This window comes from Pseudothauera lacus (assembly GCF_003034845.1).
GTDB lineage: Bacteria > Pseudomonadota > Gammaproteobacteria > Burkholderiales > Rhodocyclaceae > Pseudothauera > Pseudothauera lacus.
The window spans coordinates 65,811-79,961 of sequence record NZ_PZKC01000013.1; the positions used below are offsets into that span (position 1 = coordinate 65,811).

General features: G+C 67.9%; 11 protein-coding genes and 4 tRNA genes. 7 read left to right on the forward strand and 8 right to left on the reverse strand.

Annotated elements, in window-relative coordinates:
* Nucleotides 1-2: 2 nt before the first annotated feature.
* The 6 genes from secE to C8261_RS14575 form a co-directional block, all read right to left on the reverse strand.
* Nucleotides 3-350: a preprotein translocase subunit SecE gene (gene secE, locus C8261_RS14550; protein ID WP_107494456.1), complete on the reverse strand. Its 348-nt coding sequence runs from the start codon at nucleotides 348-350 to the stop codon at nucleotides 3-5.
* Nucleotides 351-374: 24 nt separating this feature from the next.
* Nucleotides 375-450, reverse strand: a tRNA-Trp gene (locus C8261_RS14555).
* A gap of 62 nt (nucleotides 451-512) precedes the next feature.
* The gene (gene tuf / locus C8261_RS14560) at nucleotides 513-1,703 is read right to left on the reverse strand and encodes an elongation factor Tu (protein WP_107494445.1); all 1,191 of its coding nucleotides are present in this window, start codon (nucleotides 1,701-1,703) and stop codon (nucleotides 513-515) included.
* A 71-nt stretch (nucleotides 1,704-1,774) separates the two neighbouring features.
* Nucleotides 1,775-1,849 (reverse strand) — tRNA-Thr (locus C8261_RS14565).
* Between the two features lie 30 nt (nucleotides 1,850-1,879).
* Nucleotides 1,880-1,953 (reverse strand) — tRNA-Gly (locus C8261_RS14570).
* A 65-nt stretch (nucleotides 1,954-2,018) separates the two neighbouring features.
* Nucleotides 2,019-2,103 (reverse strand) — tRNA-Tyr (locus C8261_RS14575).
* Nucleotides 2,104-2,240: 137 nt separating this feature from the next.
* Between C8261_RS14575 and C8261_RS14580 the strand changes: the two genes are divergently transcribed.
* The 4 genes from C8261_RS14580 (at nucleotide 2,241) to C8261_RS14595 (ending at nucleotide 8,969) form a co-directional block, all read left to right on the forward strand.
* Nucleotides 2,241-3,647 carry an FAD-binding oxidoreductase gene (locus C8261_RS14580; RefSeq protein WP_107494457.1) on the forward strand — a complete coding sequence of 469 codons (1,407 nt, stop codon included), beginning with the start codon at nucleotides 2,241-2,243 and terminating at the stop codon, nucleotides 3,645-3,647.
* A 144-nt stretch (nucleotides 3,648-3,791) separates the two neighbouring features.
* Nucleotides 3,792-7,361: an indolepyruvate ferredoxin oxidoreductase family protein gene (locus C8261_RS14585; protein WP_107494458.1), complete on the forward strand. Its 3,570-nt coding sequence runs from the start codon at nucleotides 3,792-3,794 to the stop codon at nucleotides 7,359-7,361.
* A 45-nt stretch (nucleotides 7,362-7,406) separates the two neighbouring features.
* A complete protein-coding gene (locus C8261_RS14590; RefSeq protein ID WP_107494459.1) occupies nucleotides 7,407-8,168 on the forward strand; it encodes a class I SAM-dependent methyltransferase in 762 nt (253 codons plus the stop codon).
* Between the two features lie 96 nt (nucleotides 8,169-8,264).
* Entirely contained in the window at nucleotides 8,265-8,969 is a 705-nt protein-coding gene (locus C8261_RS14595) for a nucleotide-binding protein (protein ID WP_107494460.1), read from the forward strand.
* Nucleotides 8,970-9,018: 49 nt separating this feature from the next.
* Here the strand turns inward: C8261_RS14595 and C8261_RS14600 are convergent, their stop codons facing one another.
* Nucleotides 9,019-9,645: a response regulator transcription factor gene (locus C8261_RS14600; protein ID WP_107494461.1), complete on the reverse strand. Its 627-nt coding sequence runs from the start codon at nucleotides 9,643-9,645 to the stop codon at nucleotides 9,019-9,021.
* Nucleotides 9,646-9,909: 264 nt separating this feature from the next.
* On the opposite strand from C8261_RS14600, the gene C8261_RS14605 reads away from it, so the two are divergent.
* Genes C8261_RS14605 through C8261_RS14615 form a run of 3 tightly spaced genes read left to right on the forward strand, consistent with a single transcriptional unit; the run spans nucleotide 9,910 to nucleotide 13,210 of the window.
* Nucleotides 9,910-10,812: an ABC transporter substrate-binding protein gene (locus C8261_RS14605; protein WP_107494462.1), complete on the forward strand. Its 903-nt coding sequence runs from the start codon at nucleotides 9,910-9,912 to the stop codon at nucleotides 10,810-10,812.
* Entirely contained in the window at nucleotides 10,809-12,719 is a 1,911-nt protein-coding gene (locus C8261_RS14610; protein WP_107494463.1) for an ATP-binding response regulator, read from the forward strand. The genes C8261_RS14605 and C8261_RS14610 overlap by 4 nt, the downstream gene beginning before the upstream one ends.
* A 56-nt stretch (nucleotides 12,720-12,775) precedes the next feature.
* Nucleotides 12,776-13,210 carry a PhaM family polyhydroxyalkanoate granule multifunctional regulatory protein gene (locus tag C8261_RS14615; protein ID WP_107494464.1) on the forward strand — a complete coding sequence of 145 codons (435 nt, stop codon included), beginning with the start codon at nucleotides 12,776-12,778 and terminating at the stop codon, nucleotides 13,208-13,210.
* A 16-nt stretch (nucleotides 13,211-13,226) separates the two neighbouring features.
* On the opposite strand, the gene C8261_RS14620 is transcribed toward C8261_RS14615, so the two are convergent.
* A complete protein-coding gene (locus C8261_RS14620; RefSeq protein WP_107494465.1) occupies nucleotides 13,227-14,129 on the reverse strand; it encodes an AEC family transporter in 903 nt (300 codons plus the stop codon).
* Between the last annotated feature and the right edge of the window lie 22 nt (nucleotides 14,130-14,151).

Here is a 14,151-nt window from a genome sequence, read left to right on the forward strand (position 1 = left end):
GATCACTTCCAGCCCAGGACCAGGTCGTACAGCACCCACTCCAGGCTCTTGTCAGTCAGCCACAGAAAGATCGCGATAACGACCACGAAGGCGAACACCATGCCGGTGGTCTGCACCGTTTCCTTGCGCGTCGGCCAGACCACTTTCTTGGTCTCGACCACCGCCTCGCGGGCAAAACCGACGAAGCGGCGCCCCGGCTCGGAAAGCCAGGCCACCGCAAGACCGGCACCGAGGCCGACGAGCACGGACAGCACGCGCACGACCAGCGGCTGCTCACCCAGCACGTAAAAGCCGACCACGCCGGCCGCAACCAGGGCGAGAGCCAGCGCGAATTTCAACTTATCGGCCATCGATTTCTTGGTATCCGGAAAGTATGGCAGGGGCAGAGGGAATCGAACCCCCAACCTTCGGTTTTGGAGACCGACGCTCTGCCAGTTGAGCTATACCCCTGCAGCAGAGACTACGAAGCGCTCCCTCACGGGAGCGCTTGCTATCGGGCAATTCCTCGGGAATTACTCGATGATCTTGGCAACCACACCGGCGCCGACGGTACGACCGCCTTCGCGGATGGCGAAACGCAGACCTTCTTCCATGGCGATCGGGCAGATCAGCTTCACGGTGATCGACACGTTGTCACCCGGCATGACCATCTCGGTGCCTTCCGGCAGGGAGATCGAACCGGTCACGTCGGTGGTACGGAAGTAGAACTGCGGACGGTAGTTGTTGAAGAACGGGGTGTGACGACCGCCCTCTTCCTTCGACAGCACGTAGATCTCGCCGGTGAAGTGGGTGTGCGGGGTGATGGAACCCGGCTTGCACAGCACCTGGCCACGCTCGACGTCTTCACGCTTGGTGCCGCGCAGCAGCACGCCGACGTTGTCGCCCGCCTGACCCTGGTCGAGCAGCTTGCGGAACATTTCCACGCCGGTGCAGGTGGTCTTGACCGTGGCCTTGATGCCGACAATCTCGATTTCCTCACCAACCTTGACGATGCCGCGCTCGACACGGCCGGTCACCACGGTGCCGCGGCCGGAGATCGAGAACACGTCTTCGATCGGCAGCAGGAAGGGCTTGTCGATGGCACGTTCCGGGGTCGGGATGTAGGAGTCCAGCGCAGCGGCCAGCTCCAGGATCGCCGGTTCGCCGATCGGCGACTGGTCGCCTTCGAGCGCCTTCAGCGCGGAACCCTTGACGATGGGAATGTCGTCGCCCGGGAAGTCGTACTTGGAGAGCAGCTCGCGCACTTCCATCTCGACCAGCTCGAGCAGCTCTTCGTCGTCAACCATGTCGCACTTGTTCAGGAAGACGATGATGTAGGGCACGCCGACCTGGCGGGCCAGCAGGATGTGCTCGCGGGTCTGCGGCATCGGGCCGTCAGCGGCCGAGCACACCAGGATCGCGCCGTCCATCTGCGCCGCACCGGTAATCATGTTCTTCACGTAGTCGGCGTGACCCGGGCAGTCCACGTGGGCGTAGTGACGGGTTTCGGTCTCGTACTCGACGTGCGCGGTGTTGATGGTGATGCCGCGCGCCTTCTCTTCGGGCGCCGCGTCGATCTGGTCGTAGGCCTTCGCTTCACCGCCGAACTTCTTCGACAGAATGGTGGTGATCGCCGCGGTCAGCGTCGTCTTGCCATGGTCAACGTGGCCGATCGTGCCAACGTTTACGTGCGGCTTGGTCCGCTCAAACTTGCCCTTCGCCATGTCGAAACCTCTTGAGAGTCAGTATCAGGATTGGGAAAAAACCTTCAACACCAGCAACGAGAGGAGGAGAATGGTGCCCATGACGTGGATTGAACACGTGGCCTCTCCCTTACCAAGGGAGTGCTCTACCACTGAGCTACATGGGCACTGCCAAAACACCTACAACTCTCACAACCTGGAGCGGGTGAAGGGAATCGAACCCTCGTCGTAAGCTTGGAAGGCTTCTGCTCTACCATTGAGCTACACCCGCGTACCACGCAACGACCCGCAACACCCTGTACCGCAACGGCCTCACCGCGCAGCACACAAGCTACTTGGTGGAGGGGGAAGGATTCGAACCTTCGAAGGCTGAGCCGGCAGATTTACAGTCTGCTCCCGTTGACCGCTTGGGTACCCCTCCGAGCGAGAAGCGCCGCACTATAGAGACTCTTCGAGGCGCTGTCAAATACTTTTGCGCCCGGACGGCCGTTTTCGCCGCCGCCTGCGCTTATCACCGATAATTGCCGCTTTCCAACCAGCACCTCCCGACGCCCAGCCATGAACGCCCTCACCACGGCGCCGCGCCGCCCGCTGCCGCAAACCTTCATCGACGCATTGGCGGCCGGCTTCGGCGCCCGTTTCTCGACCGCGGAGGCGGTGCGTGCGCACCACGGCCACGACGAATCCCACTTCCCCGACGCACTGCCCGATGCGGTGGTGTTCCCGCACACCACGGAGGAGGTTGCCGTCATCGTCGCGCTCTGCCGCGAGCATGGCGTAGCGCTGATTCCCTACGGCGTCGGCAGTTCGCTGGAGGGGCACATCCTCGCCGTCCGCGGCGGCATCAGCGTCGATTTCTCCGAGATGAACAAGGTGCTGGCGGTACACGCCGAGGACATGGATGCCGTCGTCCAGCCAGGCGTCACGCGCAAGCAGCTGAATGCCGAACTGCATGGCAGCGGGCTGTTCTTCCCCATCGACCCGGGCGCCGACGCCTCGCTCGGCGGCATGGCCGCCACCCGCGCCTCCGGCACCAACGCGGTGCGCTACGGCACCATGCGCGAGAACGTGCTGGGCATGACCGCGGTGCTCGCCGACGGCCGGGTGATCCGCACCGGCGGACGGGCGCGCAAATCGTCCAGTGGCTACGACCTCACCCGCCTGCTGGTCGGCTCGGAAGGCACGCTGGGCCTGATCACCGAACTGACCGTGCGCCTGCACCCGCTGCCGGAAGCGGTCTCGGCGGCGATCTGCACCTTCCCCGACGTGGACGCCGCGGTGCGCACGGTGATCCAGACCATCCAGCTCGGCGTGCCGGTGGCGCGCATCGAGCTGCTCGACAGCCTCACCGTGACCGCCATCAACCGCTACAGCAAGACCACGCTGCGCGAGGCGCCGATGCTGTTCTTCGAGTTCCACGGCTCGCCCGCCGGGGTCGAGGAGCAAGCGGCCACCGTGCAGGAACTGGCGCGCGACAACGGCGGCGAGGACTTCGAGTGGGCCACCCGGCCGGAGGACCGCAGCCGCCTGTGGCAAGCCCGCCACGACACCTACTTTGCCTGCCTCAACCTCAAGCCCGGCTGCCGCGGCATCACCACCGACGTGTGTGTGCCGATCTCGCGCCTCGCCGAAGCGATCGCCGGCACGCGCGCGGACATCGCCGCCAGCGGACTCACCGCGCCCATCGTCGGCCATGTCGGCGACGGCAACTTCCACACCCTGATCCTCGTCGATCCGGAGGACGCGGCAGAGATCGAGCGTGCCGAAGCGCTCAACCGGCGCATCGTCGAGCGCGCGCTGGCGCTCGACGGCACCTGCACGGGCGAGCACGGCATCGGCTTCGGCAAGCAGGACTTCCTGCTCGCCGAGCACGGCGAGGCGGCGGTGGATGCGATGCGGCTGGTCAAGCAGGCGCTCGACCCGCACAACCTGCTCAACCCCGGCAAGGTCATCCCCGGCCTCTGAACGCCGCCGCCATCAGGGTATCCAACTATTGAATCGTGCACAGGCGGCGATTACGCTGCCTGCAGGCTTGCACGCACCCCGCGCCCACAAGGCACGCGTGCAGCCTGCAACCCAAAAACACGATTTTTGTGGAAGGAGACTCCCATGGCGGAAGCCGATCCGCGGCCCGGCGCGCCCTCGCGCGCAAGCACCGCACCCAGTCTGGAAGACAAGTACACCACTGTTTCCGGGCGCGTCTATCTCACCGGCTACCAGGCGCTGGTGCGCCTGCTGATGATCCAGAAGGAGCGCGACGCCGCCGCGGGGCTGAACACCGCCGGCTTCGTCTCCGGCTATCGCGGCTCGCCCCTGGGCGGCCTCGACCAGACCCTGTGGAAGGCGAAGAAGCACCTCGCCAGCCACGACATCGTCTTCCAGCCCGGCATCAACGAGGACCTCGGCGCCACCGCGGTGTGGGGCACCCAGCAGGTCAATCTGTCGCCGCAGGCCAGGTACGACGGCGTCTTCGCCATGTGGTACGGCAAGGGCCCGGGGGTGGACCGCTGTGGCGACGTGTTCCGCCACGCCAACGCCGCCGGTTCGTCGAAACACGGCGGCGTGCTGGTGATCGCCGGCGACGATCACGCGGCGAAGTCCTCCACCCTGCCGCACCAGACCGACCATTTCTTCAAGTCGATGATGATGCCGGTGCTGGCCCCGGCCGGGGTGCAGGAATACATCGACTACGGCGTGCACGGCTACGCGCTGTCGCGCTACTCCGGCTGCTGGGTGGCCTTCAAGGCGCTGGCCGACACCGTGGAGACCTCGGCCTCGGTGGACGTCGACCCGCAGCGCGTGCAGGTGACGCTGCCCACCGACTTCGCCCTGCCACCGGACGGCCTCAACATCCGCTGGCCCGACCCCCCGCTGGTGCAGGAAAAGCGCCTGCTGCACTTCAAGCTCTATGCCGCGCTGGCCTATGCGCGGGCCAACGGGCTGAACCGCATAGTCATCGATTCGCCCGCCCCGCGCCTGGGCATCATCACCTGCGGTAAGAGCTACCTGGACGTGCGCCAGGCCTTCGACGACCTCGGCATCGATGAGCAACTGGCCGCGGAGATCGGCATCCGCCTGTACAAGGTGGGCATGGTGTGGCCGCTGGAATCCGACGGCGTGCGTCACTTCGCCGAAGGCCTGGACGAGATCCTGGTGATCGAGGAAAAGCGCCAGCTGCTCGAGTACCAGTTGAAGGAAGAGCTCTACAACTGGCGCGAGGACGTGCGCCCGCGCGTCATCGGCAAGTTCGACGAGAAGGGTGAGTGGGCGCGCATCGCGCGCGCGGACGGCACCATCGACCACGGCGACTGGCTGCTGCCGGCAGCCGGCGAGCTCACCCCGGCGATGATCGCGCGGGTGATCGCCGCGCGCATCGGGCGCTTCTTCACCTCCGAGCGCATCAAGGCGCGCCTGGCCTTTCTCGAAGCCAAGGAGGCGGCGCTCGCCGAGCGCGTGTTCAAGATCGACCGCGTGCCCACCTTCTGTTCCGGCTGCCCGCACAACACCTCCACCCACGTGCCCAAAGGCAGCCGTGCGCTGGCCGGCATCGGCTGCCACTACATGGTGACCTGGATGCCCGAGCGCCACACCGCCACCTTCAGCCAGATGGGTGGTGAAGGCGTGGCCTGGGTGGGCCAGGCGCCGTTCACCCGCGAACAGCACGTGTTCGCCAACCTCGGCGACGGCACCTACTTCCACTCCGGCCTGCTGGCGATCCGCCAGGCGGTGGCGGCAAAGGTGAACATCACCTACAAGATCCTCTACAACGACGCTGTGGCGATGACCGGCGGCCAGCCGCACGACGGCCCGCTGGACGTCCCGACCATCGTTGCCCAGCTGCAGGCCGAGGGGGTGAACAACATCGTCGTGGTCACCGACGGCAGCGAACGTGCCTATGGCCCGGCCGACCTGCCGCACGGCGTGCCGGTACGCCTGCGCGACGAACTCGACACGGTGCAGCGCGAACTGCGCGCCGTACCCGGCGTCTCGGCACTGATCTATGACCAGACCTGCGCGGCCGAGAAACGCCGGCGCCGCAAGCGCGGCACCTACCCCGACCCGGCGCGCCGGGTGTTCATCAACGAAGCGGTGTGCGAGGGCTGCGGCGACTGCGGGGTGCAATCGAACTGCATGTCCATCCTGCCGGTGGAAACCGAGTTCGGCCGCAAGCGCCGCATCGACCAGTCGTCGTGCAACAAGGACTATTCCTGTCTCAACGGCTTCTGCCCCAGCTTCATCACCATCGAAGGCGGCCGGCTGCGCAAGGGCGCCGCACTGGCCGCCGACGAATCGCACTTCGCCGCGCTGCCCGATCCGGCGCTGCCGGACACCGCGCAGCCCTGGGGCATCATGGTCACCGGCGTGGGCGGCACCGGGGTGGTCACCATCGGCGCGCTGATCGGCATGGGCGCGCATCTCGACGGCAAGGGCGTCACCGTGCTCGACATGACCGGCCTGGCGCAGAAGGGCGGCTCGGTGTTCAGCCACATCCGTATCGCCGACCGCCCCGAGGACCTGCACGCCGTGCGTATCGCCGCCGGCGAGGCCAATGCGGTGATCGGCGGCGACGTGGTGGTCAGCGCCAGCATCGAGGCACTGGCCAAGATGGCCGCCGGCCGCACCCGCGCGGTGGTCAACTGCGCCGAGACGCCGACCTCCGAATTCACCCTCAATCCGGACTGGCAGTTCCCCCTCGCGCGCATGCAGGGCGCCATCCGCGACGCGGTGGGCGAGGCCCGCTGCGACTTCCTCGATGCCCAGCAGATCGCCACCGCATTGATGGGTGACGCCATCGCCACCAACCCCTTCCTGCTCGGCTACGCCTGGCAGAAAGGCATGGTGCCGGTCAGCCACGACGCGCTGATGCAGGCCATCGAGCTCAACGGCGTGGCCGTCGACATGAACCGCAAGGCTTTCCTGTGGGGCCGGCGCGCCGCCCATGAGCTGGCCGCGGTGCTGCGCCACATCCGCCCGGCCGAGGTGGTGCCGCTGCGCGCCCGCGGCCTCGACGACAGCATCCGCATGCGCGAGGAAGCGCTCACTGCCTATCAGGACGCCGCCTACGCGGCGCGCTACCGCGCGCTGGTGGACAAGGTGCACGCCGCCGAGACGCAGGTCGCCGGGGCGGATTCGACCCGCCTGACCGAGGCGGTGGCACGCAACTACTACAAGCTGCTGGCCTACAAGGACGAATACGAGGTCGCCCGGCTATACACCGACCCGGCGTTCTGGGAACAGGTGCACGCCAGCTTCGAGGGCAACTTCGAGGTACGTTTCCATCTCGCTCCGCCGCTCACCACCCGCCCCGATCCCAACACCGGGCGCATTGCCAAACGCGCCTACGGCTCCGGCATGCTGAAGGTGTTCCACCTGCTCGCGCGCCTGAAGGGGCTGCGCGGCACGCGCTGGGACGTGTTCGGCTACAGCGCCGAGAGGCGGGCCGAACGCGCGCTGATCGCGCAGTACGAGGAGGACATCGGCGAAGTGCTCGAAGCGCTCAGCTTCCTGCGCCTGCCGCTGGCCGTAGAGCTCGCCAGCCTGCCCGAGGGCATTCGCGGCTTTGGCCACGTCAAGGCCGACGCCATGTCCGCGGCAGCAAGCCGGCGGGAAGCACTGCTGGCACGCTGGCGCGGTGTCGACACGCCGCGCATGGCGCCGCAGACACGCGCGGCGGCCTGATCGCAGCTATGATCCGGGCCTCGACTGCGAAGAGGCCCGGATGCCATGCCCCCTGCCCTGAAGGCCCTCGCCGCCCAGCTTGGCGGCTGGCTCATCGCCGTGCTGCTGGCGCGCAGTGGCGTTTTGCCCGGTGGGCTGTGGGCGCTGCTGGCCGCACAGAGCGTTGGGGCAGTGACGGTGGCCGCGGCACTGCGCAGCGCACGCTGGTGGCTGCCCATCCATCTGTGCTTCACCCCGCTGGCGGTGGCCGCACAAGGGCTCGGCCTGCATCCGGCCTGGTACCTGGGCGCCTTCCTGCTGCTGGCGGCGATCTACTGGAGCAGTTTCCGCACCCAGGTGCCGCTTTATCTGAGCAACCGCGACACCGTGCAGGCGGTCGCCGGCCTGCTGCCGCCCGACCGCCCGGTGGCACTGCTGGACATCGGCAGCGGCACCGGTTCGCTGCTGCGCCCGCTCGCCCGGCTGCGCCCGGATTGCCGCTTCAAGGGCATCGAGAGCGCTCCCGCGCCCCACCTCCTGGCCTGCCTGCTGGGCCGCGGGCTGACCAACCTGGATCTGCGCCGCGGTGACTTTTTCGCCCAGCCGTGGTCGGAGCAGGACGTCGTGTATGCCTTCCTTTCTCCGGTGCCGATGGCTAAAGTCTGGAGCAAGGCCTGCGCGGAGATGGCCCCCGGCAGCCTGTTGCTCAGCAACAGCTTCGCCGTGCCCGGCGTCGCGCCGGCATTCACGGTGACGCTGAACGACCGCCGCGGCACCTGCCTGTATGGCTACCACCCTGCCGGCACTGCGCCCATCGCGGTGAAATAGGCTGCCTTAGGCGCGCTTTTCCGCCTCTAGGAATGCAGTCGGGGTGTCGATAATGGCATCGTGCGGTCAACAGGCCGCGATACTGGGAATGAAGTCATGGCTGAGATCATCTGCATCATTGGCAACAAGGGCGGTACCGGCAAGACCACCCTGTCGCACATGCTCTGCCAGGGGTTGGGGCTGCTCGGACACCGCTCCGCCTGCGTGCTCACCGACACCTCGCGCGAACCCCTGTCGCCTGAAGGGCGGCGCTACATCACCGCCGACGCGCGCACCCGCGAAGCCCTCACCAAGGTGGTGGACAAGCTGCGTACGCTGGAGGACTGGATCGGCGTCATCGACGGCGGCGGCAACCGTACCGAGATGGACCGCAAGCTCTACGCCTTGTCAGACATCGTGCTGCTGCCCTTCCGCGAATCGCACGAGGACATCCGCACCGTGGTGCGCGATCTGGAGATGTTCCCGCGTGCCTACGCGGTGCCCTCGCAATGGCCGGCAAACGCCTGGCAGCGCGATGCCGCCGACCGCAACGTCGCCCTGCTGATGGGCGCCTACCGCCACCGCATCCTCAAACCCGTCGGCGCGCTGTCGGCCTCCAAGCTGCTGCTGCAGAAGCAGGTCCCCGACCAGTTGCCGACCCCGCTGGCCAACGCCTGCCGGGGGCTGGCACGTCAGGTCATGCACGTGCTGGAAATCGATGGCGGCGAGGACGGCCCCTTCGTAGACGACGAGGACGACGAATCGCTGCACATCCCGCCAGCGGAGATGCCGCTGCGCCTCGGCCAGGGCGTGCGACGCTAGGAGCCTGGCGCTGCGCGCGGCGTGGCGCCCGAGCCGGGACGGCGCCCTCTTACAGCCGGGTGCCGTGGCGCGAGATGACCACCAGCGCCTGCGCGCGGTTGCTGACCTTGAGGGCGCGGAAGATGGCCGACATGTGCACCTTCACGGTCCCTTCGGAAAGGCCCAGCAGGTCGGCGATCTCGCGGTTGGTCTTGCCCTGCGAGAGCAGTTCCATGACCCGTGTCTGCGCCGGCGTGAGGCCGAAACGCTCATTGACCGGCGCCGCCGCACGCTTGACCGCCCCGCGATCGACGTCGGGCAGGAAGACGCCGCCGTCGAGCACGGTACGCACCGCCTCGCACAGCACGTCGCCAGGGCTGGCCTTGGAGACGAAGCCCGAAGCCCCACCCTTGATGGCGCGGCGCACCGAGACCGCGTCGTCCATCGCCGAGACGACGATGGCCGGAACATCCGGGAAGCGCTTGGCGATCACGCCGAGCAGCGAGAAGCCGTTCATGTCCGGCAGCATCAGGTCGACGACCACCAGATCCCAGTCACTGCCGCTGTTGAGGCGTTCGATGGCCTCGTCCGCACCGCTGGCCTCGACCAGCTCCATGTCCGGCTCCAGACGCGACAGCGTCTGCGTCAGGGCCTCGCGCACCAACGCGTGATCTTCAACGATGAGTATCTTGGTCACAGCCTGCTCCCTGCTTGCGAAGGCCGCCCCGGGGCGACGGAGACACGGCGCTGCCGCCCTCCTCACGCCGTCCGGCAGCGCCGTCGGATTGATGCGCGAAGCATAGCACGACGAATGAAGATGCGAACATTCCCCTATCACCGCGCGCAAATCTCCGCGACAATCTCTCATTGAGAACTTTCACCGGGCATATCCCGACGCTCTGCCGGCACACCTCCCGGCGACGCCGGCCCGCCACCACGGACAACACACCCGCTCCGCCCGATGCGCAGACTGTTCCGCCTGCTATGCCTGCTGTTCGTCGTGCATGCCGCCAGCGCCGCGGCCAGCGGCATCGCGCCGGTACTGCTGGTGCTCTCCGAGGACGACGGCGTGCATGCGGAGATGGCCACCGCCCTGCGCCACGCCCTGGAGGGCAGCGCAAGCACCGAGCAATTGCACTGGAAGGCCCTCTCCGCCACCGCCTTGAAGGATCGCCGGGTGGTGGTCAGCATCGGCGGCCAGGCCGCCCAGGCCGTCGCCAGCGCCGCCCCGCCGGTGCCCGTGCTGCACACCCTGGTATCGCGCGCCGCCTTCGCGCGCCTGCCTGCCAACCCGCGCGCGTCGGCGATCTTCCTCGATCAGCCGGTGGCGCGCCAGATCGCCCTGATCCGCCTTGCCCTGCCCGAACACCGCCGCCTCGCGCTGCTCTTCAGTCCGGCCAGCGAGGCCTACAGCAACGAGATCGCCAGCGCCGCACGGGGCGCCCGCCTGCAGGTGAGCAGCGCCCGCCTCGACAACGAACGCGAGATCTTCCGCGCCCTGCAGCAGGTTCTTGGCGAACCCGCCGTGCTCCTCGCCATCCCCGACCCTGCGGTCTATAACAGCTACACGATCCAGAACATCCTGCTCACCGCCTACCGCCAGCGCTCGCCACTGGTGGGTTTCTCCGCTGCCTACGCGCGCGCCGGCGCCTTGCTCGCCCTGTACTCGACGCCCGGGCAGCTTGCCGAGCAGGCTGCCGCCGCGGTGCGCAGCGCCCTGCTCGGTGGCGAACTCCCGCGTCCGGCCGCGCCACAGCAGTTCGAAGTCGCGGTCAACAGCAACGTCGCCCGCTCGCTGGGCCTGCGCATCGACTCCGCAGCAGCGCTTGGCAACGCCCTGCGCTCAGGGGAGGAGGCCCGATGATCCAGCGCTGGGGCGTGCGCGCCCGTGTCATCCTGGCCGCGGTGCTGCCGATGCTGGCACTGGCCATCGCACTCACCGTGTTCTTCACCAGCTCACGCCTCTCCGACCTCGAGGAGGCCCACAACGCGCGCGGCCAGGCCCTCGCCCGCCAGCTCGCCGCAGCCAGTGAGTACGCCGTTTTCTCCGGCAACATCGAAACCCTGCAGCAGCTCGCCAACGCGGTGTTTGCCGAGACCGACATCGTCTCGGTGCGCATCCTCGACGCCCACGGCGACGTGCTGGTACGCAGCGGCTATTTCGTCCAGGGTAGCGGCGGCAGCCCGCTGCGCGCCGGCGGCGAGGCAGTTCACGAAATCGTCGAGCCGATCACCCCCGGCAAGGTCGCCCTCGACGACGGCTTCGGACTCGATGCCGCACCCCGTGCCGACAACCAGCTCGGCAGCGTCTACCTGGGCATGTCGCGCACCCATCTGCTGCTGCAGCGCAACCAGCTCCTGCGCGGGGCTGCCGGGGCGGTGCTGCTGGGCCTGATCGGCAGCCTGCTGCTGGCCTCGTGGCTGAGCCGCGGGGTCAGCCGTCCGATCCGTGCGGTCGCGCAGGCAGTGTCGCGGATCGGCCGCGGCCAGCTTGGCGAACGCGTACCGACGATGGGCGGTGGCAGCCTGCAACTGCTCTCCAGCGGCGTGAACGAGATGGCCGCACGCCTGCAGGAAATGCACGACCAGATGGCGCGCAAGATCGATGAGGCAACCGCCGAGCTGCGTGCCCGCAAGGAGGAGGCCGAACAGGCCAACCTCGCCAAGTCACGCTTCCTCGCCGCCGCCAGCCACGATCTGCGCCAGCCCATGCACGCACTCGGCCTCTTCGTCACCGAACTGGCGCTGCAGGCCCACCCTCCCGCGGCCCGCCATCTGGTCAGCAAGATCGCCGCCTCGGCTGAGGCGATGGAGAACCTCCTCGACAGCCTGCTCGACATCTCCAAGCTCGATGCCGGGGTGATGAACGCCAATGTCCGCCCCTTCGCACTGCAGCCCATCTTCGCGCGCATCGAGGCCGAGCAGCAGCGCGCCGCCGCCGCCAAGGGCCTGCGCCTGCGCGTGCGGCCCACCCGCGCCTGGGGACGCAGCGATCCGGTACTGCTCGAACGCATCCTCAAGAACCTCACCAGCAACGCCATCCGCTATACCCGCACGGGCAGCGTGATGATCGCCTGCCGCATGCGCGGCCCCCATCTGCGCATCGAGGTGCGCGACTCGGGCATCGGCATCGCTCCGGAAGAACGCCAGATCATCTTTCAGGAGTTCGTCCAGCTCGACAATCCCGAGCGCGCACGCGACAAGGGCCTCGGCCTCGGGCTGGCGATCGTGCGCCGCCTCACCGACCTGCTCGGCCACTGCCTGACCCTGCACTCGGCGCCCGCGGCAGGATCGACCTTCGCCGTCGAGCTGCCCGCTTCGCCGCCCGAGGAACGCGACCATGGCAGCCGCGGCGAGCGCCCCCCCGGCGACCTCGAAGGCTGGCGCATCGCCCTCATCGACGACGATCCGCTGGCCCTCGCCGGCATGGAAGGCCTGCTCACCGCCTGGGGTTGCGAGGTCCGTGCGGCACCCAGCCTGGAAGCCCTGATGGCCGCCTACGACCTCGTCGACAGTCCGCCACAGCTGCTCATCAGCGACTTCCAGCTCCATGGCGCGACCACCGGGCTGGACGCCATCGCGGTGATGCGCGCGCGCTGGGGCGAAACCCTGCCTGCAGTGCTGATCAGCGGCGACACCAGCACCGACACCCTGCGCCTGACCCAGGCGGCAGGTCTGCCGCTGCTGCACAAACCAGTGCGCCCCGGACGCCTGCGTGCCTTGCTGCACCGCATGCACAGCGGTCTGCAGGATGAGTTAAGATCGGACTGACATGCCCCGGCGCCGCAAGCGCGCGGCAAGGCGGGCCAACAAGAGGAGGGCAGACCATGTCGCAGGACAACAACGCACAGGATCCGCTGGATTTCGTCCGCGGGATGTGGAACAACATGGGCTTCTCGCTGCCCGGCATGGTGACCCCGACGCTGGACGTCGACGAGCTCGACAAGCGCATTGCCGATCTCAAGGCCGTCGAAGGCTGGCTGAAGATGAACCTCAACATGCTGCAGATGACCACCCAGGGTCTGGAGATGCAGCGTGCAGCACTCGCCGCGGTGAAGGCGATGAGCGAACATGCCCGCGAATCGGCCGAACAGGGCGACAGCGGCGACACCAACCCCTTTGCCAATGCTGCAGCGATGTGGCCGTGGAACATGATGGGTGGCGCGGCCAGCACCGCCACCGGCGATGCCCCCGACAACGCGCCGAAAGCGACTTCGGCACGCACCACGACGACGCGCAAGCGCGCACCGGCGAAGAAGTAGGGGTTCCCTCAGCCGTTCAGCCGGCGACGCCGAGCAGGTACAACCAGAAGCTCAGGGTCGCCACTGCGGCCAGCGTGGACGCCGAGATCAGCCAGGCCACGCCGGGGCCGTCGCCACCCATGCGCATCGCCAGGATGTAGGCCGAGCTCGCCGAGGGCAGCGCGGCAAAGAGCACCAGCAGCTCGAAGGCCAGCCCTTCGATGCCGAGCGCGCGCCCCAGCCACCAGGCCAGCGCCGGCATCATCATCAGCTTCACTGCCAGCAGCCACAGCGAGCCGCCGAGGCGGCCGCCGACCTGGCCCCAGCGCAGCGCTGCTCCGACCGCCAGCAGCCCCAGGGTCACCGCCGCATCGCCGAGGCGCTTGAGAAAGGCCTGCGCCGGCTCGACGAGCTCGAAGCCGGCAAGATTCCACCCCAGACCGGCAAGGGTGGCCAGCACCAGCGGATTGCGCAGCAGTTCGCGCGCCAGGCTGCCCTGGCCGTGGCGGGCGAGCATGCTTACCGCGAGGATGTTGGCGAAGGGCACCATGGCGCCGGACATCGCCCCCATCGTCGCCACCCCCAGCGCGCCGTGCAGCTTGCCGGCGATGGCGATGCCGATGTAGGTGTTGAAGCGGTAGGCGCACTGCAGGCGCGAGGCGAAGGCGATCGGTGCCAGGCCCATCAGCGGCTGCCCCGCCCAGCCCAGCACGAAGCCACCGAACAGCACCGCGAGGGCACAGAGGAAGAGCGGCAGGGTGGTGGCGAAGTCGATCGGCACGCTGGCCAGCGCGTTGAACAGCAGGGCCGGAAAGAGGACGAAGTAGACCAGTTTCTCGATCCCCGCCCACAGGTTTTCGGCGGCGAGCAGATGGCGGCGCAGCAGGGCGCCGAGCAGGATGAGGGAAAAATCGGGGAGGAGCAGGAGCAGGCTTTGCATCGGTGCAAGCCTAACCCAAGGC

What these genes read in the sequence shown, in the direction of transcription:
- C8261_RS14580 (WP_107494457.1), top strand. Translation starts at nt 2,241, where the DNA reads ATGAACGCCCTCACCACGGCGCCGCGCCGCCCGCTGCCGCAAACCTTC.
- C8261_RS14590 (WP_107494459.1), top strand. Translation starts at nt 7,407, where the DNA reads ATGCCCCCTGCCCTGAAGGCCCTCGCCGCCCAGCTTGGCGGCTGGCTC.
- C8261_RS14595 (WP_107494460.1), top strand. Translation starts at nt 8,265, where the DNA reads ATGGCTGAGATCATCTGCATCATTGGCAACAAGGGCGGTACCGGCAAG.
- secE (WP_107494456.1), bottom strand. Translation starts at nt 350, where the DNA reads ATGGCCGATAAGTTGAAATTCGCGCTGGCTCTCGCCCTGGTTGCGGCC.
- C8261_RS14615 (WP_107494464.1), top strand. Translation starts at nt 12,776, where the DNA reads ATGTCGCAGGACAACAACGCACAGGATCCGCTGGATTTCGTCCGCGGG.
- C8261_RS14620 (WP_107494465.1), bottom strand. Translation starts at nt 14,129, where the DNA reads ATGCAAAGCCTGCTCCTGCTCCTCCCCGATTTTTCCCTCATCCTGCTC.
- C8261_RS14585 (WP_107494458.1), top strand. Translation starts at nt 3,792, where the DNA reads ATGGCGGAAGCCGATCCGCGGCCCGGCGCGCCCTCGCGCGCAAGCACC.
- C8261_RS14610 (WP_107494463.1), top strand. Translation starts at nt 10,809, where the DNA reads ATGATCCAGCGCTGGGGCGTGCGCGCCCGTGTCATCCTGGCCGCGGTG.
- C8261_RS14605 (WP_107494462.1), top strand. Translation starts at nt 9,910, where the DNA reads ATGCGCAGACTGTTCCGCCTGCTATGCCTGCTGTTCGTCGTGCATGCC.
- tuf (WP_107494445.1), bottom strand. Translation starts at nt 1,703, where the DNA reads ATGGCGAAGGGCAAGTTTGAGCGGACCAAGCCGCACGTAAACGTTGGC.